Genomic DNA, 20,508 nt, shown 5'->3' on the forward strand with positions numbered 1-20,508 from the left:
TATCACCCAACTCCTAAACATACACGAAGAATGGCAGCAATTACCGCCCAAGACGTGAACAAGCTGCGCGCTATGACTGGCGCGGGCATGATGGATTGCAAAAAAGCACTGACCGAGGCAGACGGCGACTTTGAAGCTGCCCGCGACATTCTGCGTAAGCAGGGTCAGAAAATTGCAGATAAGCGGGCTGAAAATGCTACCGCTGAAGGTATGGTAATGGTAAGCGTAAGCGAAGATGGTACCACTGGCAAGTTGGTAGCTTTGGCTTGCGAAACTGAGCCAGTTGCCAAGGTAGAAGACTTCCGCAAGCTGGCCCAGCAAGTATTAGATGCCGCTGTGAAGTCGGATGCTGGTACCAAGGAAGACCTGCTAGCCGCAAAGCAAGACGATGGCCGCTCCCTGCAAGAGCATATCACCGACCTAATGGGCAAAATTGGTGAGAAGCTGGACATCGTGGCTTACGAAACGCTGACTGCTGAGAAAGTTGCTTCTTACATCCACTCCGATAATAAGAAGGGCGTATTGGTAGGCCTGAAGAACGTAGGCGACGCCAATACCAACGAAGTAGGTCGCGACGTAGCTATGCAGATTGTAGCCATGAAACCTGTTGCCGTTGATAAAGACGGTGTAGACTCTGCTACTGTAGAGCGCGAAATTGAGATTGGCAAGGAGCAGGCTCGTGCTGAAGGCAAGCCTGAGGCTATGTTGGAGAAAATTGCTCAAGGTAAACTCAACAAGTTCTATAAGGAGAACACCTTGCTCAACCAAGAGTTCGTGAAAGACAACTCTGTTACTATCGCTCAGTTGCTTGACAAAACCAGCAAAGGCATGACTGTAACTGACTTCAAGCGTGTTGCTATTGCATAACCACGCCTGAGTATAAAGTTCTCGTTCAAAAGAAAGAGCCCGCTACCTATTGGTAGCGGGCTCTTTCTTTTTACTCATACTGGTCATAAAGAGCAGCATCATGACAAAATAATTGCACTTAAATTATATAATATAATATATTTTTATCATATTATACATATTAAATATGAATATTATACAAATTCATCTAATTAAATCAGCTAATCTAAATTTTGGATCTTCGCGTACGTAAACTGGATCTAAATAGATTTACTTTATTCCCAAAATTGAAAAGCGAATTCTATAAAATAGAAATTTCATTTCATTTATATAACAAAATTTATAAATAATCTAATATAATTGTACTATTAAAATAAATATCCAAATGCTTTCAAATACAACTCAGTTGGCAAATTGCGCTATTTACCGTGTATAGAACTGAATTTATCGAAGATACAGTAGGTTCAAACCCTTTACTAACATCATTTTACGAATAGATTATGTCCATTTTTTTATTGAATTTTGTGTTGTCAAAATCAATGTCACTTTTACAACAACACAGCTCATTATGAAACTCAGCGCCAACCCATTTCATCCCATTTCGGGAGAATTACTCTCGGTATACCGCGACGCTTACCTCCGCGGCGACCTATCGACTGAAAACACTACGCTTGTTGATGCTTACATCAAAGCGAACAGTGCACATGCTGATGCTACTTTACGCCGCTTCTACGAAATGAAGCAGCAAGGCCACCAAGTGCAGCCTGTAGGCTGGGTGCAACGGCAGTTTGATTTGATTCGGACGGAGCCCCAACGTTTTCGTCGCCGTGCTGCCTCTATGTTAGTAGGTAGCGTATTGGTCGGTGGTGCCGTATTCGCCAACTCTGGCCGCACAATCGAGAATACCGCTATTGCACCTGTTACCGCAGTAGCATCTGAAACCTCGGTAGCTGAAGTAGCTTCAGTAGCTTCAATCAATGCAGCAACAGTAGTTGTGCGTGGCCGCATTCTGGACGAGAACGGTCGGCCATTGATAGGCGCCACTGTTCTGCAGAAAGGCACAAGCCGGGGCGTAAGCACCGATGCACAAGGTAACTATTCGCTACGCGTTCCGGCTGGCCGCCCAACCACGCTTCAATACGGCTATGCAGGTTACAGCGACGACGAAATTCAGGTGAAAGGTGGTGCTGTAGAAAATATGACCCTCGTACCTAACATGGAAAAAGCGAAGAAGCCTAAGCGTCACTGGCTCTTCTTTTAATTGCTAGCGCAGAAGGCTGTGGCGGTGGTATATGGAGTGTATGACTTCCCATTGATATTACATTGTAGTGTATAAGCTGCTCTATAAAGTGGCTTTATACTACAATTCAAAGGAATACTTTACTGCTCCTTATATCACCGCATATTTTTTATCCATGGAAATCAGTAATTGTATTTTTGGCATTCTATTTGGCCTGTGATTATCATGAAGGCTTTCTGAACAGGATAAACAGAAGACATCGAACTTGGCTTCTTTATTCGTTTAATTGGCCGTCAGCTGCTGTGAGTAGGGAGTGTTTTTGCTCCCCTCTGCTTAGCAGTTTACTTCACTGATATTCTTACTACCTCTAGCTGTTGGAACCAGATAGAGTTCTACTCAAATGAGAATTCCATTCCTGCAAAAAGTTGCCGTTCGGAAAATTACGAGTGATGTCACTGGCGCCTCTCGCGAACGGGCAACTGAGATATTGGAAGGAATACTTCAGGAATTACCCGAACTGCTTCTAGCTACCGTTGTCGATCTGAGTTCTGGACGGTTGTTGGCGGCTTACACCAAACAGGCTCAATCAGACCCTTATAAAGTAACTACGCATGCAGTAGCTACGGCGCGGCATCTAGCGCGCCTATCGGCCCAGCCAGGGCTGGCTACGCAGCAGTTGGAAGATCTGGTACTAGTACTAGACGAACAGTTCCACGTGCTTCGCCTAACGGCAGACCAACAATGGGGCTGCTTGCTACTAGTATATACGCACGATACCAACCTGGCTTTGGCACGCGAAGTACTGCGCAAGCACTCCAGTTAGTAAACTACACTTCACCTTGTTTTCTCACTTTCATATTTACTTATTGCCATGAGCGTTACTGTTGCTCCCAACCAAACGGTTCAAGAAATTTTAAAAGAACTGCCCTCGCTAGTAGCGGTAGCAGTAGTTGAAACTGAAACGGGTATGCCTTTGGCTGCTCATTCAAACGTAGCCAGCTTCGATATCGAAACGGCTGCCGCTTACAACACAGAGGTAGTAAAGCAGAAGCTGAAGGCTATTTCGGCCCTGAAGCTGAACCAGACTATCCAAGACATTCTGCTAACGCTGACAGATCAGTTGCACTTGCTGAAATTGTCGCCTAACGGTCAAAAGTTCATCTATCTAGCTGTGAACTCCCGCGACACGAACCTGGCTGTTGCCCGTCAGGTATTGAAATCGCATACCGACGTATTGAGCTAATACGCTGCTTATGGCAAAAAAGCCCTGGTATCTTGTATAGATACCAGGGCTTTTTGTTGTACACTTATATAAGCGGGAGCCTACTTCCTACCTGAAAATAGGGCTACTGGTGAGTTGAGTGCCAAGCTTGCAACCGCGTTTGTGCATTACGGCGCAGGTTTATGTAGTACAAGCCATAGTCTACTAAATGAAAGGAATAGTGTAGCTTGTGGTGTCCGAAAATTCGGACCCTTGTATAGCCGTTGGCATCTGGGTCGTGGAGCCAGACGAGGCCATTGTGCACCTTAGCGTCTGCCACGCCGCGGTCGATACGGTCGAAAGACTGGGGCACGCTACCTTGGTTGAGGGTCGCGGGCGCGTACGTGGTATCAGTAGTCCAGGTAAGGGGGTTAACGGCCACGCCGCCTTCAAAACGCGGAAACGGTTTCCGCCAGTTGACGGAATTCCAACTCACGTAGCAGCCAGTTTGAGTGGAGTCGGTGCACGGTTGCAGCACTTGGTACGTGGTGGCGGGCACTTTGTAGCCGATAAGGTAGGCCGCTACCAACCGGCGGCGCAGAGCCGGGTCTTGGTCAAAAAACTCGCGCAACAAGCGAGCAGCCAATACAGTGCCTTGGCTATGACTGGCCAAAATAATCGGCCGGTTTTGGTTGTAGTAAGTCAGATAGTATGTGAAAGCAGCCTTCACATCGGTATATGCCAAGTCTAGCGCTTTCTCCCCGTTGTGCTTTCGCTTGTTCTCAAAAAAACGCATATAAAGTAGCTTGCCGGTAGCGGGGAGCATAGATCTGCCCCGCTGCATTGAACACGCTGGCCTGCTTACGGATGACTTCCCGATCGGTAATCTTATTCACCAATTCGTCGTCCAACGCGGCATTCCAGGTTTTGCGACGATAGTACGTCGTGGGATGCACAAAGAATACATCGGCGCTGGCGTTTTGCTGCTGGTCGCGCAGGTTGGAGCCGTAGGGTACAGTATCGGCTGAGTCGAGGCGGGTAGGCAAAGCCGCCCAGTTGGCCGCGTTGCTGTAATCAGGAGCGAGGGGAGGCATTTCCTTGCTGATTGGATGTCCCGGCTTCAGTAGCTTCAGACAAGATGAAAGCAAGCCCATCAGCAACAGCAGGCCTACCTTACTTGTCCAGCGCAGGTTTCTGTAGGCTGTCATAGGAAAGCAAGTAGCACGGGGCTACTCCGTAAATTTATTTTCCAGCAAACGCTCCTGGCGCAGATACACGATTTTGTAATCTGGGTCGAAGCGTACCCGCACTTGCGCTTTGGTTTGCTGGTGCTGCTGGCGCGACTGCCGGAAAGCAGTACTGGTTTCGAGGTAGGTAGCAGTACGGGTCCCATCTTCGGCGGCGGGTTCTACCTTCAGGCTGCCTGGCACTATCTGTGTCTGCTCCTCCGTAAACTCCGGAAAATGTGACGCAGCGAGGTCGGCACTAATGGCTTCAGGCGTGGTATTTTGCAGGGTGTAGAACCGCTCTACACTCGGAGCAAAGTGGTCTTCGGCGTTGATAGGGGCAGCTTGCAGATCAGTATAATACGCAGCAAGTGCCTGCTGCACCCGGGTGCGCACCGCTTTTTCATCGGCGGCAGAAGGGACTGCCGTAGCAGCCGTTGATCCTGAATCGGTGGTTGGAATAGGAGCTGCGGGTAGCACTGCCGGCGCTACCCGTACGGTTTCGGGGGCAGCGGCGGGCGGTAGCTCAATTTGCTCGGCCTGGGGGCCTACCTCTGGCTGCACGGCTACCGTATCGGCAGCAGTTTGGGAGGTGCTGGTTAGGCGCTCCGACTCGCGCCCACCGAATACCAAGTAGGCCATCAGACCCAAAAGCAGTACAATGCCCCCTACAATCAGAAGAATGCCCAAGGGGCTACGCGATTCGGCCTCACTTGGCACAGGCCCCACACCAGGTGCCAGCGGATCGAGCCCGGCCGACGTGGGCTCTGGGTCAGGAATAGCGGAGGGAGCCAATGGTACTGCCGGCCCCGCAGCCGCGCCCGGCGCCAAGTACGGCGGCTGGGCAGTTGGCGCGAGGGGCTCTGGCTCGGTGGTGGGCTCCACGGATGGCGTACCGGGTAGGGGTAGACCTTCGCGGTGGACTCCTTGGTTGAAAACCAGTTTGGTTTTCAGCGCTTCAAACTCCTGAGGCGTGATGGCACCGGCGTCCAGCCATTCTTTGAGCTGGCGGAGCGTATCGAGCGGCGAGGGGTCTTTTTCCATAAAAGACAGTACGAAAAACTATTTGTGACGGCTACGCTAGCAGCTATTTACGGTCGAGGGCTGATAGTTGGTCGCGGCGGCGCTGCACGCGCTGCTTGTATAGCTCCAACTCCTGGGCATTACGTACGAGCTTTACAGAATCTTGACGGGCTTGCAATACGTTGGCTTCGTTTTGCTTTTGCAGGGTAGCAATCTTGAGGAGGTTGGCAGCCGTATTGGTTTGCAGATTCGTTACGTCTTTGGCGAGGCGTTCCTTTTCCTTCTCGGAGGCGCGCAGCTGTTCTTCTGCGGCTACCAGTTGCTCGCGGTAGGCTTTTTGCCGGGCAGCGGCCGCAAAGCTCTGCGCGATGTTGCGCAACGCCGCGTATTCGCTGGGTGTACTGGTGGCACTGAGGTAGGAAGTTTTATCGAAAGCGGCGTAGACACTTAGCTGGGCAGTGGAATCAGTAGGTGCTACGATGATGGAGTAGAAATTCAGCAGCTTACCCGACACGCTTGACACGGGCACTTGCTGCGCTTCCAGCACATCCTTCTTCCCTACCCCCAACATACCGTTGCCCTTCAGTCGGATGTTATAGGTGTCTTTCAGCCAGGATTGCCAAAAGTCGCGCAGCCATTGCGCCGAGCCGTCGGTCTGTACCTGCACCGCGTCGCGCGCCTGGCGCTCCACATTCACAGAGCCGTTATGTGCTTCGTAGAGCTGGGCAGCAGCAGACAGAGGTAGCACTGCCAGAAGGCTACCGAGCAACAGCAGGATGATAATAGGCTTTTTAGTCATGCAAAAGCTGTATTCCATTTCCAACGCCTACAGATCGTGCCGGTCGAAAGCAGCTTGCAAATCGGTGCGCATGCCCGCGAAGCGGGAAATGGCCGCTTGTAGAAATTCCTGGTCGAGCATGGCGTGCACGTCGTCTTCGCTGGTGATGTCCATTTCGCTCACCTTGTAGGTTTGTTCAAACATGCCTTTTTCTAGCTTAATCAGGTATTTGCCATTCCAGGCGAAAAGTGTGATTTTGACTTCGGGGTGCGGAACGACGGCGAGTTGGCGCATAGCAGCTTGCGTAAAATGAGGCGCGAAGATACGCAGTGTGTTTCAAGCCCGATGGAAGCCCAGCTATAACGCACGCGTAGGTAACGCGTATAGGAAAACTGTTCGTTTACCTTTCACCTAACACACTTTATATCATGCCACAAGGAGATAAATCGGCCTACACCGACAAGCAGAAGCGGCAGGCCGAACACATTGAAGAAAGCTACGAGAAACGCGGCGTATCGGAAGAAGAAGCCGAAAAACGCGCCTGGGCCACTGTCAATAAGCAAGACGGCGGCGGTAAGAAAAGCGGCTCCGGCCGGAAAAAATCGGAGTAATCTGGATATTCTATAGCCAAGAAACACAACCACCCTACTACGCAACGCAGTAGGGTGGTTGTGTTTCTTGGCTATAGAATAATAGAATAAACGCAAAGGCTACCCTATTCAGCTAGTCCAAAGCTTGATGAAGCGACAGCCTACCTACGCAGGCTTGGTTTCCGACGCAATATCTGCCTGCATGATTTTATCGGTCACCTGCTTGGGCGTTTCCTCTTTGCGCAGCTCGATGTGCAGACCATACGCCGGCTTTTCCAATGTTTCAAGCTGCGAATCCAGCATATCGACGGCCATGTAGTGGCCTTTTCGGTGTTCGATTCGGTCGCTCAATAGTTCACGGGAGCCGTCTAGAAATACCCATCGCAGGGACTGGCGGGCACCGCCCTGCAATGTTTGGCGGTAAGCTTCTTTCAGCGCAGAACACGCTAGCACGGCACCGCCGGTAGTTTCCCATTTAGTAATGGCTTTGGCCATATCGGCCAACCAGCCGGCCCGGTCGTCATCGTCGAGCGGAATGCCGTTGCTCATCTTCTCGATGTTGGCGGCAGGGTGAAAATCATCGGCGTCATGGAAAGGCAGCTCCAACCGCTCGGCTAACAATTTGCCTACCGTGGTTTTGCCGCTGCCCGACACGCCCATTACAATGTAGATTGAACTGATTTGCATTCAGGAAAGTGCTAAGGAAAGACTATCTCCGGCTATACGGAATACACCAGCTTTAGGAGAACAACGCACAAAATCACTCGGTGTTCAACACCGCTAGGTTGGGCACCAGTGGCTGTTGTCGCCGGAGCACCAACAGCAGCCCCAGCGAAGCCAGAAAAGCCACGAACTACGTGAGCACTACCCACTGCTTGTGGTGCCCAATCACGGAGTATTGATGTTTGTCGATGAGGGGTTCCCACGCGAACTGAATGGCCCAGGGCAGGCCTATGATGACGCCAAACGAGGCTACGGTTTCGGCGATTATCACTTTGACAATCAAGTATTTTACTAAGCCCGTGAGCCCAAAGCCCGCCGGGATGCCCTGCATCACATACAGGTAGAAAAAGGTGAAATACCGCAAGCCTTGCTTTTGTGGATAACCAGATGCTTCACAGAGTATTTGACAGAGGGTAGGTTCTGGAAGGCACTCCAAATTGGCTTAGCTTCCGGCCACTATCGGACTCTTTTTATGAGCTGGAGCCTCGTTCTCGGCCAGTACTTGCTCGGTGGTGCGGCCAATGTCGCTGCTGACTTTCTGCAAGAACTCCAGTTGATCGAGTAGCAGCCGGTCGTCGGCAGTGAGGGTGGCGGTGGTGGCTGAAGCTGGAGAAGCGGCCGGGATAGGCGGTGAAGGAGCCGGGGCAGCCGGAGTCAGTTGCTGCGCGCTTCGTTGCAGCGCCGATAGCGCTTGCTTCACTGGGCGCAGGCCGTCGCGGGCGTGCTGGGGCACACCATTTTCCAAGGAGGCTGCCACCGTGGCCATGTTGGATGACAGGATATGATTGAGCACCACAAAGCGATGCACGTCGGAGTTATGGCGCTGCTTGCTTTTGGGTTCCGAGAGCATCCGTTGGAAAGCGGCACCCAGGTTGGCCGAGCTGATGTACACGTCTTTGCGCGCCAGCTTATAGTCCGTGAGAGAGGGCGGCTGGCCGCTCAGGCGTTGGGCAATTTGTTGGAGGTAGGCCATGTTGGCCTGCAATACAGCACGCATGTAGCTGCGCAATTGGTCTGACTCCCAGTTGGGAAACAGCAGGTAGGACGCTGCCAGCGCAATGGCACAGCCCACGGCCGTATCGGTCACGCGCTCCTCAATCACATTAAAATAGGCCAGGCCCATGAAGCTAAAGAGAATGAGCAGGTAGGGCGTCAGGAAAATGACCATCACCACGTAATTGCGGCGCTGGAAGCTGTAGGCCGTGAGCATAAACACTACCAATAGCCCAAATTGCACCCGCGGGTGGGTAGGCAACAGCAACAGCACGGCCACCCCAATTAGCCCGCCGATAAGCGTGCCCATAATGCGCTGGTAGTTGCGCTGCTTGGTCAGGCTGAAGGAGGGCTTGAGCATCAGCGTACTAGTCATCAGGACCCAGTAGCTGTGATGGCCGGTGAAGAACAGCTTGGAAACCAGAAGGCCGAACACGCAGGCCAGCATCACGCGGGCCGCGTGGCGGAAATGCGAGGAACTGAGCGTGAGGTTGTCGCGCAGAGCCTCCCAACTAAAGCGCAGCGGCGACACAAAGCGCGCGTATTCGCGGGCGTTGGCTGCCCGCGCCACCTTGGGTAGCTCAGCATCGGCCTGAAAGTATTTTACAATATCCTTCACTCGCTGCGTGAGGTTGCGCAGGCTGACTAGCACCTTTTTCAGCACCAGCGTACTGCCTACCTGCTCGTCGCCAGTGAGGGCGTCAATGCGGGTTTTGAGTTGTTCCAGCTGGGCAGTGAGGTCGGTAGTGCCACGATGGGTACGGTTGGTCTGGATGGCAAAGCTGATGGCATCCAACTCGTCGGCCAGGCGCTCAATCACCACCGCTATTTCCTCTAAAATACCCGTGGGGCCGAACTTCTCCCGAAGGGCCGCATTATCGAAATAGGTGGCCGTGATGTGGTCGTAGAGGTCCACCATGTCCACGAAGGTGAGCACCAATCGGCGGCTCGTGCGCGTCGATTCCTGCACCAGCCGGCGGGTTTTGAACATGATTTCGCGGGTGGCATCCTGCTTTTCACTCACCGTCACCTGTTGCGCTACCAAGCGACGGTAGTCATCATCGAGGTTGGTGGTGGTGCGGTAGAACTCGGCCTTAATGCGCAAGAAATCGGCTACGGCGTGAATGTTTTCGCCCAATGCCTGTTGGGCCGCCCGATAGGGCAGCACCCGGAAAAAGGCCAGCGCCAGCGCCATGTACCATAGCCCGCCGGCCAGCACCAGCAGGGCATTGGGTAGCACCTGCGCGGGTGTCAGGGGCTTGTCCATCTGCAAGATCATGAGCAGCAGCGCGGCCGTGCCCACGGCGCCGGCGCGGGCACCATACACCAGCAGCATCGAAAAAAAGAAGCTCAGCACAGTAATTTCTACCCCCAGCGCGAACGGGTACAGGCGGGCAAACCCCGTGAGCAGGGTAGTCACGAATACGAACAGCGCCCCGTAGAGCATGCCGTTGCGCTTGTGCTTCACGGGACCGGGCGTGTCGGTCACGCTCACGCCCACTGCGCCCAGCGAGAGCGTCATGCCCATTTCGAGGTGCCCCAAGAGTGAACACACCAGCGCCGGCGTCAGGATGCCCACAGTGGTGCGCAGTCCATCAGAGAAATCCTGGCTGGCAAAGAAGTACTGTAAATTGCGAAAAAAAGGTAGCCATAGAGCGGTAGCACAAGCAGCGCGTTGCCTATACGCAACGGCGACCTGCAAAGTCGGGGCCTAAAAAGCAAAACGTCATGCCGCGGCGTGCGGCATGACGTTTTGGTGGTTCACCACAGTCAACGTGGCTTAGTACAGGATATCGTTCACAGGCTCAATCTTGGGCGGCATATTGGTTTCGCCCAGCATTTGGCGCAGGTCTATTTCGATGTTGCGGCAGAGAGCCGTCATCGGCACGTCGTTCATCTCATTCTCGAAAGGGTCTTCGCTGTGGTGCCCTACCCACTCGATGGTGTAGTACACCCACGACACCAGCACCGAAAACGGCACCGTGAGCCAGAAGTGGCCAGGACCCATATTTTCGAATTCGCCGATGAGGCCCAGCGGCAGCAGCGCCGCAAACATCCACACAAACACCCAGCTAAAGTAAGCATACTGGCGCGGGAAGGGTGTATTCTTAATTCGCTCGCAGGCGCCTTGCAGGTTGAACAGCTCTTCCAGCACCCGCATCATGGTCACGTGCTGAAAGTCATTGAGCAGGCCGCGGCTTTCGCGCAGCACGCGCATTTCGGCGGCTTGGGCCCGCAAAATCTGGGCGGGCGGGTTGGCAAACCCGCGCAACTGCTCCGACTCGGCTGGCTCTAGGAAGGGCGCCACGGCCTCGTCCCACAGCTCAGGCTGGCGACGCAGGTTCAGGCGCAACGCATTTATCCAGGCAATCTGACGGTACACCATGCGGCGGTGCCGCTGGGTCAGTTCCTCGGCCGAGGCGGGCGCCGCCTGCACATCGGGCGCATCCACCACCGACGTCACAAATTCCAGCGCCTCCATAGCCCAGGTGCGGCTGTAGTTCACGATGCCGCCCCACAGCTTGCGGCCCTCCCAGAAACGGTCGTAGGAGCCGTTGTTTTTGAAGCCCACGTAAAAAGCCACCGCCACGCCCAACGTGCCCACTGGCTGCCACGGAATATCCAATGACCGAAAGCCGAGCGGGCCGTACAGGTAGCAGACAATCGTATCGTAAATCAAAAAGATCAACAAACTTTTCCAGGCGTATTTCCAGATAACACGCCAGCGCAGATTTTCACGAATGTACATAGGTAGGAATGCTACGAGGGTGCGGGTTGGGTTGTGGGCACACCCTCGTTGAAGTGCGACAATTTAGTAGAAGAAAACAGAGCGGTAACACCCATGCCGTCGTCTTCTACCAGTATTATTCTCGAAAGTTGCACGTATAAAAGCAAACCACACAACGTAGGTTCACACATTAAAACGATTTAATCTCCTGATTAAAATCATTTTAATCCCCTACCCTTCTTCCTCAATAGCTATACCCATGAGTTGCATGAGCTTACTGGCATTGAAGGCCCGGCACACGCCCGGCGTCAGTTGGTAATCGAAGCGAATCTCGTCGCCCTCAATGGTGCTGTTGAAGCTGAAGTTCTGTACGGCGCCGGGCAGCTCGTCGGCCAGAGCAGCCAGCTCCAGGTCGTGGGTGCTGATGAGGCCGCTGGCCTGACGCTGGTGTAGTTGGTGAATAAGAGCGTGCGCACCCCGGTGCCGGTCCAGCGAATTGGTGCCGCGCAAAATCTCGTCGAGTAAGTAGAACACGGGCTGGCCGGTGCTGGTCAACTCCAGCAGCAGGCGCAAACGCTTCAGCTCGGCGTAGAAAGAGGAAGTGCTTTCGGCCAGATTGTCTTGCGTACGCATGGCCGTGTATACCTGCGCCGAACTCAGGCGCATGCTGGCGGCGCATACCACACCTCCCGCCTGGGCCAGCACCATGTTCAAGCCCACGGTGCGCAGGAATGTGCTTTTGCCTGACATATTGGAGCCGGTAATCACGCCCGTGTGCCCTACCCCCTTCATGCTGAAATCATTCGTGATGCGCTGGCGCGAGAAGATGAGTGGGTGCCCTAGTTGTGTGGCCGTGCATTCCAGTTCGGCCGGGCTTAGTTCGGGCACCACGTAGGTAGGGTTGGCGAAGGCGAAACCTGCTAGGCTCACCAGCGCTTCCAGCTCGGCACCCGCTTCCAGCACCGCATCGAGGTTGGTAGCAGCTTGAGCTTTCCAGCTTTCCAGCCGCCACATGCACTGCAAGTCCCAGGCAAACAAGCTGTTCATAAACAGGTTACCGAAGGGCGTTTGCCGGGCCGAGAACAGCCCGGCAATGCGCGCCAGCTGCCCAATCTGCGCCGAAGCCGCGGTGCCGCCGGCGTGCAGAGTAGCGTGCAGCGCCCGCAGCCGGGGTGCCTGCCAGGTGCGCTGCTCAAACAGCGGCAGTTGGTCGCGGGTGGCGCGCAAGGCATCGCGCACGGTGGCGCTGTGCTGGTAGTAGTCGTCGCGGGCAGCACGAAACTGCGCGTTCAATAAGCTAATCAGGCCGATCATGACCACCGGCGGCCAGATGGCCCAGTAGTCTAGCAGCCAGCCGGCTACGCTACCTACGGCTAGTACGGGCAGCACCACGAGCAACGGCTTCAACCAGCTTTTGCCAGCGAAGAAATCAGGCTGCCGAAGCCAGGCTGTGAAAGTGCGCGGGTCGGACTCCTGCTGGGGGAAGTGGCGCGCCCGCGCCTGCCACTCCTGCTGCCAGGCCACATCGGGGGCCAGCTCAGCCACGGCTTGCTGCCGGCCTACTACCGCCGCGGCGGACGTGGGCGCGAGCAGCCAGCCGGCCAGCCAATCGTGGCCCAGGCGGGAGGTAGCACGGTTGAGCAACTGGTAAAGCGAGTGCGCGCCGAACACGTCGAGGTCGGCGGCGTAGGGGTGCGTGGCATCGAGGTAGCGCAGGCCCGCGTCGAATGTAGTGAGCTTGCCTTCCAATCGGGCCAGCTCGTCGCGGTTGAGCTGGGCCAGCAGGCGGTGCTGCTCGCGTTGGTAGCCTATTGTATCGTGCCAGCGCACCAGACCCAGAAATACCAGATACAGCGCAAACAGCACCGCCAGTGCCGGCACCAACATTCCTGCGGAAAGAAAATAATACGCCCCTACCCCGGCAGCGGCAAAGGCCGCTACCCGTACCCACGCCACCACCCGGTGCCGACCAGCAAAGTAGGTTTCGCGGGCGGCGTGGGTGGTCACGCTCTCGGTGAACACATCAACGGGAGCAACGGTAAGCGGGCGGAAGCTGGTTTCGGGCACGGTAATGGAAACAGATTTTGTTCAAAGATACGGGGTGCGCCGCACCGAATGGCTGGTGCGGTTGTTGCCCCGCCTACCTGGTTTCTCACTGCTTATCTCATGCCACGTCTCCTACCCCGCCTTGCTTTCTTATTCGCGCTTAGCACCGCCAGCCTTATTGCTCAGGCGCAACAGAAGCTGAAATATCCGAAAGCTGATCCGCAGGAAATCTACCAGGAAGTAGAGAAGCCGGCCATTCCGGCTGGAGGCGTGGAGACCTACGCGCAATATTTGGCCGAGCATCAGCAATACCCTACCCAGGCCTTGCAGGCCGGCAAGCAAGGCACGGTGCCGGTATCGTTTGTGATTGAAAGAACCGGCAGCATCTCGCAGGTGAAGGTGGAGAACCCCCTAGATCCCGCGCTGGATGCCGAAGCCATCCGGCTGATTTCTGCCGCCCCGCGCTGGACGCCTGCCCAGCACAAAGGCCAGAAAGTACGTCAGCGCGTTACAGTGCCCGTCACATTCCAGATTCCAGCAGATGCTACTGGTGCCGCTGCTCCTACCCCCAACCCTAACGGTAGCCCTATTACCGTGAAAGCCGACTCGCCGGCTCGGCCCGTGGGCGGTACGGATGCGTTTTTTGAGTGGGTACAGCAAAATCAACGCTACCCCGCCCTGGCTCGGCAGCGCAAGATTCAGGGCAGGGTGATGGTGGAGTTTCTGATTCAGCCCGACGGCTCGCTCACCGATGTGAAGGTGCCCAAGCGCCTGGGCTCGGGGCTAGATGAGGAAGCTATCCGCCTGATTAAGGCCGCGCCCAAGTGGGACCCGGCCCGGTTTCAGGGAAAGCCCGTGCGGCAAAAAATGGTACTGCCTATAGTATTTCAGCTGTAGGCGCAACCAGAAGGGACAGTCGGCGGTTGCTATCTAACCGCCGCGCTTCCCTGCGGTGGGCGCTGCCTGGTACGCATCCGGCGGCGCTTTTATCCCGCTGTTGTATGCTGACGACCCTCCCCTTGCTCGCCGCACCGCCCGTTGCGCCGGGACTACCTATCCCTAGCCCCGACCCTACCCTGATCTGGCCCTACCAGGCGCATTTCCGCCAGGCCGCTCAGACAATGGCCGATGGCGTATTCGACGCCCTGGATGAAGACTTGCAGCCGCGCGTGCAGCTCCTGGCCGTGCCAGCCATCGACAATGCTACTGGACTGGCCTCGCTGTTAGGCTCTAATGTATCGGAGTACGATCCGACTACTTTCGCCGATGTGCACACGCGTTGCCAGCACCTACACGACCGCGGCAACTGGATTCTGACTGAGCGCACCGAGCAGACGCCTGAGGAGCCCGTGCGACGGCGCTACGAGGGCTACATACTACGCCTCGCCATTCAGGAAATTCTGGATGAGCATGATAAAGCGCATTATACCCGACTGTCGTTTGCCGGGTGGTCGGTGCTTATCAACGGCTACCATGTGATGCCGGTGCTTCAGCTCGACCGCAAAACAGTGCGCCGCCACCCTACTCTACGTTCTGATCGTTTCTATACCACAGGCCGGCCTGTGATACCGTCGCTGATTCAGGCGGCTATTATTCGTTTTCACGAGGAATGCGCCAAGTCGCTGAGCGAGCCAGAGCCCGGCGCTGGCCTGTTGGTGCGCCCCCGCGAAACCGACGAACTGGTGCGCGCTGCCGGTACGCTGTTTATGCAGACGCCCGCCCAAGATCTAGGCATCAGCAAGGCTGAGGCCAAGCTGTACGCTACTCTCAACACTATTTCCTCGCTCCGCTACGAGGGCATGGAAGGAGTAGGCAAAATGATGTTGGCGGCCCGGCATCACCCCAACCTGGAAGAGGTTTTTGCTCTCACCTGCCCTACCCCGCTCAGCGACTACCGGGCTGTGCGTAAGCTCTTGGAAATGACTACGCCCGATGTGAGCCTGCTCGCCGACGGCGAAAACGTGTACGCCCTGGGTCGCCAAATCGGCCACTACGACGCCAGCCGCGAAGATTTGTTCGTTATCAGCTTCGTGACGCACTATGCCTGGGAGTTTCAGCACGCCGGCAAGGTGCTGATGCGTACGCACTACGGGCAGCCCAGCCTGGCGCGGGCACGCCTCAACCGCAGCAGCTTCCGCAAGGAGCTGCGCCGCACTTTCGACCTTACCAACCCCGAGAAGGTAGAGCGCCTGTGGGAGGTAGCCGCCGAAGCCAGCCGCCAGAAGCACGGCACGCTGCTCGTTATTACCACTGAAGCCTTAGCCGAGGCCGACCGCCTGAAGCTGCAATGCACGCTCATCGAGCCGGTGCCGCTCACGCCCCTCATCACCCGCCTGGTCACGGCCATCGACGGCGCCGTACTCCTCGACCCCGAGTCATACTGTTATTCCATTGGTGTGATTCTGGACGGCACGGCCACCGGGCGCGGCAACAGCACCCGCGGTGCCCGCTACAATTCCGCCATCCGCTACGTGCAAAGCTCCCCCTACCCCTGCATGGCTATTGTGGTCAGTGAGGATGGGTTAGTGGATGTGTTAACCAAGGAGAGCTTGGAAGAGGAGTGAAATGGTGAAGTTGTGAGTGTGAGGTAAAAAAAGCGTCTGTCATCCTGAGCGGAGCGAAGGACCTTATCACGTCAGAACGAGTCGTTGCTACGATGGTCGTTCAACTGGCATAAGGTCCTTCGCTGCGCTCAGGATGACAGACGCTTTTTCACTGCGCATTCACAACTCCACCCTTTACTTCATCGGCTTGATAGTCTGGATGCTGCCATCAGCATTACGCTTCAGCTCGGTTACTTTCACGTTGCGCAGCCAGGTTTTATCAGAGAGTTGGGTATCGTGGTAGAAAATATACCACTTGCCGTCTTTTTCGATGATGGAGTGGTGAGTGGTCCAACCTTGTACCGGCTCCATAATTACACCCTGGTAGGTGAAGGGGCCGATAGGCGAGTCGCTGGTGGCATACACCAACAAGTGCGTGTCACCGGTGGAGTACGACAGATAGTACTTGCCGTTGTACTTGTGCATCCAGATGCCCTCAAAGAAGCGTTTTTCATTGTCGCCAGCCAAAAGCGGCTTGCCGTCTTTACCTAGGATCTGGATTTCTTTTACGGGGCCGGCAAACTCCTTCATATCGGCACTCATCGTAGCCACGCGGGGGCCAATGGCCACCTCTTGCGCTGGCTGGCTGGGCGCTACCGTCGAGTCGTACTGCGCAGTGCGCCACCGCTGGAGCTGCCCGCCCCAAATGCCACCGAAGTACATGTAGGTCTTGCCGTCAGTGTCCGTAAACACGGCCGGGTCGATGCTGTAGCTGCCTTTGATGGGCTGCGGCTCGGCCTTAAAGGGGCCGGTGGGCGAGGTGCTAGTAGCTACGCCAATACGGAAAATATCCTGCTTGTCCTTCACCGGGAAGTACAGGTAGTAGGTGCCGTTTTTGAAGGCCGCATCGGGCGCCCACAACTGGCGCTTGGCCCAGGGAATATCCTTGATGTCGAGGGCCACGCCGTGGTCGGTCACCTTCCCGCCCACGCTGTCCATCGACAGAATGTGGTAGTCGCGCATGGCGAAATGGTCGCCGTTGTCGTTTTCCGGCATGCCCGTCTCGATATCGTGCGAGGGATACACGTAGATTTTGCCGTTGAACACGTGCGCCGATGGGTCGGCCGTATAGATGTCGCGCACCAGCGGCTGCGACAGGTACTTGGTAGAATCGGCAGCCGCCGTCGGGGTGGCGGCAGCGGTTTCGGGTTGCTTGGTGCTGTTCGATTCGCAGGCGGTCAGGCCAAGTATGGCGCCGAGTAGCAAGTAGGAATGAGAGAAACGCATAGAGAGCAATAGAGGTGGAAAGCAGCAAATACGCAGAAACCGCGCAGCTTTACTACCCTTCCCTACCCTTGCGGGGCATCATAACCTATCGGTATCGTTTGCCTCCCCACATTTTCTTACAAAGGACTACTTCGCCCGGAACGACCACCGTACCCGGAACACGGCTACCACGTCGCCGGCCGCATCGTGGCCGGTGCTGGTGCACACCACCGTACGGCCTTCGCCGGTAGCGCGGCTGTCGGCAATGGCCTGGGCAATGGCCGCGCCATCGGGGCACGTGAAAGTGATGAGGCCGATGGCTTTCTTGGTGAACTCCGCTTCCAGCCCCACCACCAGCATCGACACCCTACCCGCCCCCTGGATGTGCAACATAGCTTGCACCCCGCTGGCCAGCTCAGCGGCCATGCTCAAGCAAGCAAAGTAGATGCTCCGGAACGGATTCTGCGTGAGATATTTGAAGGGCACCGTGACGATAGCCTGCTCCTCTGTGAGGCTCAGCACCCGCAGCCCGGCCAGGTAGGCCATGGGCAGGCTGCGTAACAGAAACAACCGCAGCTTCCACGGATTCAGAATGTTGCGCTTGAAAGCTTGCTGGGCCACTGAGAGCACTGGGGCCGAACTATGCGAGGAATCAGCCATGAGCAAAGTGAGAGAAAGCTGGGAAGTTACGGCTTTTCGGGAGCCGCTCCGGCTGGGTAAATCGCCAGTTCGTGATAGGAGGAAATCACGTCTGGCTCCCGCCGAAAGACCAGCGCCGGCAGCACGCCCAGCACCAGCTCGGCGGTGGTGTATATGATGTTGCCATCCAGCAAATGTCCACCTATCATGCGGCCCGTACTATCGGCCACAGCCAGGTGCAAGTGGCTGCCGCTCTCGGCCAGCGTACCCACCAGCGATACTATCTCGAAGTGACCGTGATAGGTGGTAGCTACGTCCTGATTGGCTAGGCGCAGCACCACCGTGGTGAGACTGCCCACACAGGTAAGCACCGCCCCGGCCTGCATACCCAGCGCCCGCACGGTGGTGGTTAGTTGCTGACGCAGGTCGTCGCCGGGGCGCAGACGCAGGGCATAAGCGGTGAGCAGGGAAGGTGACAACAATGATATGGGCATTGGTTTAACTTCGGCATGACGAAAAACAGAAAGCTAGCGAGTGCGCCGGCTTTCCAATATACTGCACGAACCAGAACGCCCACTACGTCGGTTTCGGGGCGTAAGCCCGAAGCAAAAAGCTCACTCGGCAGAGCCGAGCGAGTCTGTAATGAGCCGTGAGAATCAGCCTTTCTTTTCCAGTACCAACACCACTTTGTTGAAGTTGGCGGCGGCGTTTACCACGTCCCGGAACGCTTCAAAATCCTTTTTTGGCCACCGGATTTCGCGGTAATACTCCATGATGTTGATGGTGACCGTTTGGCCTTTCTGCTCGTACTGCGAGCGAAACAGGTAGGATGGCGCGGCCGTAGGGCCGGTTTTCACGTCCACGTTCAGGTCTTGCAGGTTGCGCACGGCATAGCCGGCCGGCAGCTCCACGGTAATTACGCGGTTGTAGCGGCGGTTGAAGTCGTTTTCTACGTCGTACTGCCGGGCTTCGGCCTGGTACAGCTCCGACTGCGGCCCCAGCAGCGTCCCAATTTTGAACAGGTACTTCGGTCCGGCCCGGTCCAGCAAATCCGCCGATTCCACCTGCGCGTCTACCACGAAAGGTTTCGTCAAGGCGCTCAGGCCGGCTTCGCCGTTGGTTACTTTCACCGAGGTGAAGCTGGCGTTGGGCACGTTGCTTTTCACCAGCTCCTGCAATACTTCCGTCCGCTTATCTTCCGGAATAAAGCTGTAGAACGGCTGGATAGGCTGCGCCTGATAGCCGCCCAGCGTTTCGTGAAAGTCGATAAGCGTCTTGTCCAGCGCCGGCGAAAAAACGCACGGTCATGGCCAGATCGTTGGGGCTCTCGTCGGCGGTGAGGGTAGGGATGTCGCGCACCATACCCACGGCCGACTCGGTAGTGCCCAGCTTCACGGTCTTCACAAACAAGCCCTTGTTGGCCGTCCACTCGGCCGGAATCATGCCGTAGCGATAGTCGGGGCGGGCCGGAGCCAGGTACTGCTTGGTGGCAGGAAAATAGAAGGCGTAGTTGCTGAGGTAATTCCAGCTGTCGAAGCCTTCGTCGAAGGGCGCGTCGCTACGGTCCGAGGTCAGCACCAACTCATGCTCTACGTATAAGCGGCGCAGCACGGCCGCAAACAACCGCGTGAAGCCCACCTCCGAGGCGTTGCGCGTGGTGATAATGCGCGTCAGCGAAGGCTCGGCGGCCGGATCGAGGTTGAAATTACTTTTCAGGTACTGCTCGGCGGCCGTGATTTTTACGGCTACGTCGGCGCCAGCCGGCACGGGCAACTGCTTCATCAGCTTGTCCAGAGCCTTATTCTCGTCCTTGCTCAGGGTGTAGGTCGTGCCGTGGATGTACTGGCTGGCATCGGCCCAGGTGAACAGGCGGGCATTGCCGCGGGTAGCGTTGTAGGCCAGCTTGTACTCGGCGCGCATCAGCTCGGCTTTGGGCGCGGCAAAGGTTTCGTCGTGGCTGGCTACCACGGCGGGTAGGTGCACATGCGTGATGCGTTTTTCCTGGCGCACGGTATCGTGCTGGGCACCGGCCGGGACGTGGTAGAGCCGGGTTTCAAAGGTGAGTGTGGCGGGCGAAATCAGCTCAAACGTGACATCGCGGGCCGGAATACCCGATTGCAGGTACTCGCGCCCGAAGAACGTGCCGGGCCGCTCCCGCATAAAAATGTACTCGATTTCGCTGCCCTTCTCTACCCCATCCAGCGCGAAAATTTTGTAGTTGCGGGTGCCATCGTCGTCCTTCAGCTCTTTCATGTTGCCCTCGCTCACTTCCACCACCTCGCCGCGGGGACTGATGGTGCGGGCCTTCAAGGTCACGATGCGTGCACCGTCCTGCACCGGCACGTAGATTTTGTTGAATTGCTCGATTCCCTCCGACGTGTTCACCCGGATAATCCGGTGGTCGATAGAAAACAGCCGCAGGTTTTTGCGCTGCGCATCAGTATAGGCAAACTCGTTGGCGCTGAACTCCCGCAACACAAGGGCGGGCAGCTGGGCATCGTCGCTGCTCACGGGTAGGCGCTTGCGCTGCGTTTCCCAGTTATAGGTAGCATACGTGAGCGAAGCTGGTAGGCTTTGCGCCTGCGCCGCAGCCGGTAGCAATACGGTTAGAAAAAGTACAAAGGAGCGAATCGGACGAGAATACATAGCGTTACGAATTGTGAGTC

The 20,508-nt window shown here is 56.0% G+C and carries 22 protein-coding genes; 7 read left to right on the forward strand and 15 right to left on the reverse strand.

Annotated features, from left to right (window positions below):
* The first annotated feature begins 30 nt into the window (after positions 1-30).
* The 4 genes from tsf to F1C16_RS14200 all read left to right on the forward strand — a co-directional run bounded on the left by tsf (position 31) and on the right by F1C16_RS14200 (position 3,329).
* A complete protein-coding gene (gene tsf / locus F1C16_RS14185) occupies positions 31-867 on the forward strand; it encodes a translation elongation factor Ts (RefSeq protein ID WP_185281291.1) in 837 nt (278 codons plus the stop codon).
* A gap of 547 nt (positions 868-1,414) precedes the next feature.
* A complete protein-coding gene (locus tag F1C16_RS14190) occupies positions 1,415-2,107 on the forward strand; it encodes a carboxypeptidase-like regulatory domain-containing protein (RefSeq protein ID WP_185281292.1) in 693 nt (230 codons plus the stop codon).
* Between the two features lie 466 nt (positions 2,108-2,573).
* On the forward strand, positions 2,574-2,909 hold the full coding sequence (locus F1C16_RS14195; protein ID WP_185281293.1) for a hypothetical protein: 336 nt from the start codon (positions 2,574-2,576) through the stop codon (positions 2,907-2,909).
* A 48-nt stretch (positions 2,910-2,957) separates the two neighbouring features.
* Positions 2,958-3,329 carry a hypothetical protein gene (locus F1C16_RS14200; protein WP_185281294.1) on the forward strand — a complete coding sequence of 124 codons (372 nt, stop codon included), beginning with the start codon at positions 2,958-2,960 and terminating at the stop codon, positions 3,327-3,329.
* Positions 3,330-3,432: 103 nt separating this feature from the next.
* Here the strand turns inward: F1C16_RS14200 and F1C16_RS14205 are convergent, their stop codons facing one another.
* From F1C16_RS14205 to F1C16_RS14225, 5 genes are read right to left on the reverse strand one after another with little or no spacing between them, the layout of a single operon-like run.
* A complete protein-coding gene (locus tag F1C16_RS14205; RefSeq protein WP_185281295.1) occupies positions 3,433-4,083 on the reverse strand; it encodes a DUF3089 domain-containing protein in 651 nt (216 codons plus the stop codon).
* Complete coding sequence (locus tag F1C16_RS14210) at positions 4,070-4,495, reverse strand: DUF3089 domain-containing protein (RefSeq protein WP_185281296.1); 426 nt, start codon at positions 4,493-4,495, stop codon at positions 4,070-4,072. The genes F1C16_RS14205 and F1C16_RS14210 overlap by 14 nt, the downstream gene beginning before the upstream one ends.
* Before the next feature lie 21 nt (positions 4,496-4,516).
* Positions 4,517-5,557, reverse strand: coding sequence for a hypothetical protein (locus tag F1C16_RS14215; protein WP_185281297.1), 1,041 nt, complete (start codon positions 5,555-5,557; stop codon positions 4,517-4,519).
* Between the two features lie 43 nt (positions 5,558-5,600).
* Positions 5,601-6,335 (reverse strand): hypothetical protein, encoded by a 735-nt coding sequence (locus F1C16_RS14220; RefSeq protein WP_185281298.1) that lies wholly within the window; start codon positions 6,333-6,335, stop codon positions 5,601-5,603.
* Between the two features lie 27 nt (positions 6,336-6,362).
* On the reverse strand, positions 6,363-6,608 hold the full coding sequence (locus tag F1C16_RS14225; protein WP_185281299.1) for a hypothetical protein: 246 nt from the start codon (positions 6,606-6,608) through the stop codon (positions 6,363-6,365).
* 134 nt (positions 6,609-6,742) lie between these two features.
* Between F1C16_RS14225 and F1C16_RS14230 the strand changes: the two genes are divergently transcribed.
* The gene (locus F1C16_RS14230) at positions 6,743-6,925 is read left to right on the forward strand and encodes a hypothetical protein (protein ID WP_185281300.1); all 183 of its coding nucleotides are present in this window, start codon (positions 6,743-6,745) and stop codon (positions 6,923-6,925) included.
* A 144-nt stretch (positions 6,926-7,069) separates the two neighbouring features.
* Here the strand turns inward: F1C16_RS14230 and F1C16_RS14235 are convergent, their stop codons facing one another.
* The 5 genes from F1C16_RS14235 to F1C16_RS14255 all read right to left on the reverse strand — a co-directional run bounded on the left by F1C16_RS14235 (position 7,070) and on the right by F1C16_RS14255 (position 13,415).
* Entirely contained in the window at positions 7,070-7,591 is a 522-nt protein-coding gene (locus F1C16_RS14235; RefSeq protein ID WP_185281301.1) for a gluconokinase, read from the reverse strand.
* A 166-nt stretch (positions 7,592-7,757) separates the two neighbouring features.
* Positions 7,758-7,991: a hypothetical protein gene (locus F1C16_RS14240; protein WP_185281302.1), complete on the reverse strand. Its 234-nt coding sequence runs from the start codon at positions 7,989-7,991 to the stop codon at positions 7,758-7,760.
* Between the two features lie 78 nt (positions 7,992-8,069).
* The gene (locus F1C16_RS14245) at positions 8,070-10,322 is read right to left on the reverse strand and encodes an FUSC family membrane protein (RefSeq protein ID WP_185281303.1); all 2,253 of its coding nucleotides are present in this window, start codon (positions 10,320-10,322) and stop codon (positions 8,070-8,072) included.
* Positions 10,323-10,400: 78 nt separating this feature from the next.
* Positions 10,401-11,369 carry a bestrophin family protein gene (locus F1C16_RS14250; protein ID WP_185281304.1) on the reverse strand — a complete coding sequence of 323 codons (969 nt, stop codon included), beginning with the start codon at positions 11,367-11,369 and terminating at the stop codon, positions 10,401-10,403.
* 210 nt (positions 11,370-11,579) lie between these two features.
* Complete coding sequence (locus F1C16_RS14255) at positions 11,580-13,415, reverse strand: DNA mismatch repair protein MutS (RefSeq protein WP_185281305.1); 1,836 nt, start codon at positions 13,413-13,415, stop codon at positions 11,580-11,582.
* A gap of 99 nt (positions 13,416-13,514) precedes the next feature.
* On the opposite strand from F1C16_RS14255, the gene F1C16_RS14260 reads away from it, so the two are divergent.
* Together F1C16_RS14260 and F1C16_RS14265 are read left to right on the forward strand one after the other, a co-directional pair.
* Positions 13,515-14,291 carry an energy transducer TonB gene (locus F1C16_RS14260; protein WP_185281306.1) on the forward strand — a complete coding sequence of 259 codons (777 nt, stop codon included), beginning with the start codon at positions 13,515-13,517 and terminating at the stop codon, positions 14,289-14,291.
* Positions 14,292-14,395: 104 nt separating this feature from the next.
* Positions 14,396-15,958, forward strand: coding sequence for a diadenylate cyclase (locus F1C16_RS14265; RefSeq protein ID WP_185281307.1), 1,563 nt, complete (start codon positions 14,396-14,398; stop codon positions 15,956-15,958).
* Between the two features lie 174 nt (positions 15,959-16,132).
* Here F1C16_RS14265 and F1C16_RS14270 read toward each other — a convergent pair whose 3' ends face one another.
* From F1C16_RS14270 to F1C16_RS14290, 5 genes are all read right to left on the reverse strand, one after another.
* Positions 16,133-17,224: a glycoside hydrolase family 43 protein gene (locus F1C16_RS14270; protein ID WP_185281308.1), complete on the reverse strand. Its 1,092-nt coding sequence runs from the start codon at positions 17,222-17,224 to the stop codon at positions 16,133-16,135.
* A gap of 126 nt (positions 17,225-17,350) precedes the next feature.
* Positions 17,351-17,863: a PaaI family thioesterase gene (locus F1C16_RS14275; protein WP_185281309.1), complete on the reverse strand. Its 513-nt coding sequence runs from the start codon at positions 17,861-17,863 to the stop codon at positions 17,351-17,353.
* 26 nt (positions 17,864-17,889) lie between these two features.
* Complete coding sequence (locus F1C16_RS14280; protein WP_185281310.1) at positions 17,890-18,336, reverse strand: PPC domain-containing DNA-binding protein; 447 nt, start codon at positions 18,334-18,336, stop codon at positions 17,890-17,892.
* A gap of 162 nt (positions 18,337-18,498) precedes the next feature.
* The gene (locus F1C16_RS14285; RefSeq protein ID WP_185281311.1) at positions 18,499-19,008 is read right to left on the reverse strand and encodes a hypothetical protein; all 510 of its coding nucleotides are present in this window, start codon (positions 19,006-19,008) and stop codon (positions 18,499-18,501) included.
* Between the two features lie 25 nt (positions 19,009-19,033).
* Positions 19,034-20,488 carry a DUF3857 domain-containing protein gene (locus F1C16_RS14290; RefSeq protein ID WP_185281312.1) on the reverse strand — a complete coding sequence of 485 codons (1,455 nt, stop codon included), beginning with the start codon at positions 20,486-20,488 and terminating at the stop codon, positions 19,034-19,036.
* Between the last annotated feature and the right edge of the window lie 20 nt (positions 20,489-20,508).

Origin of the sequence: Hymenobacter sp. NBH84, assembly GCF_014217645.1 — a bacterium.
In the GTDB taxonomy this organism is placed as follows: domain Bacteria; phylum Bacteroidota; class Bacteroidia; order Cytophagales; family Hymenobacteraceae; genus Hymenobacter; species Hymenobacter profundi.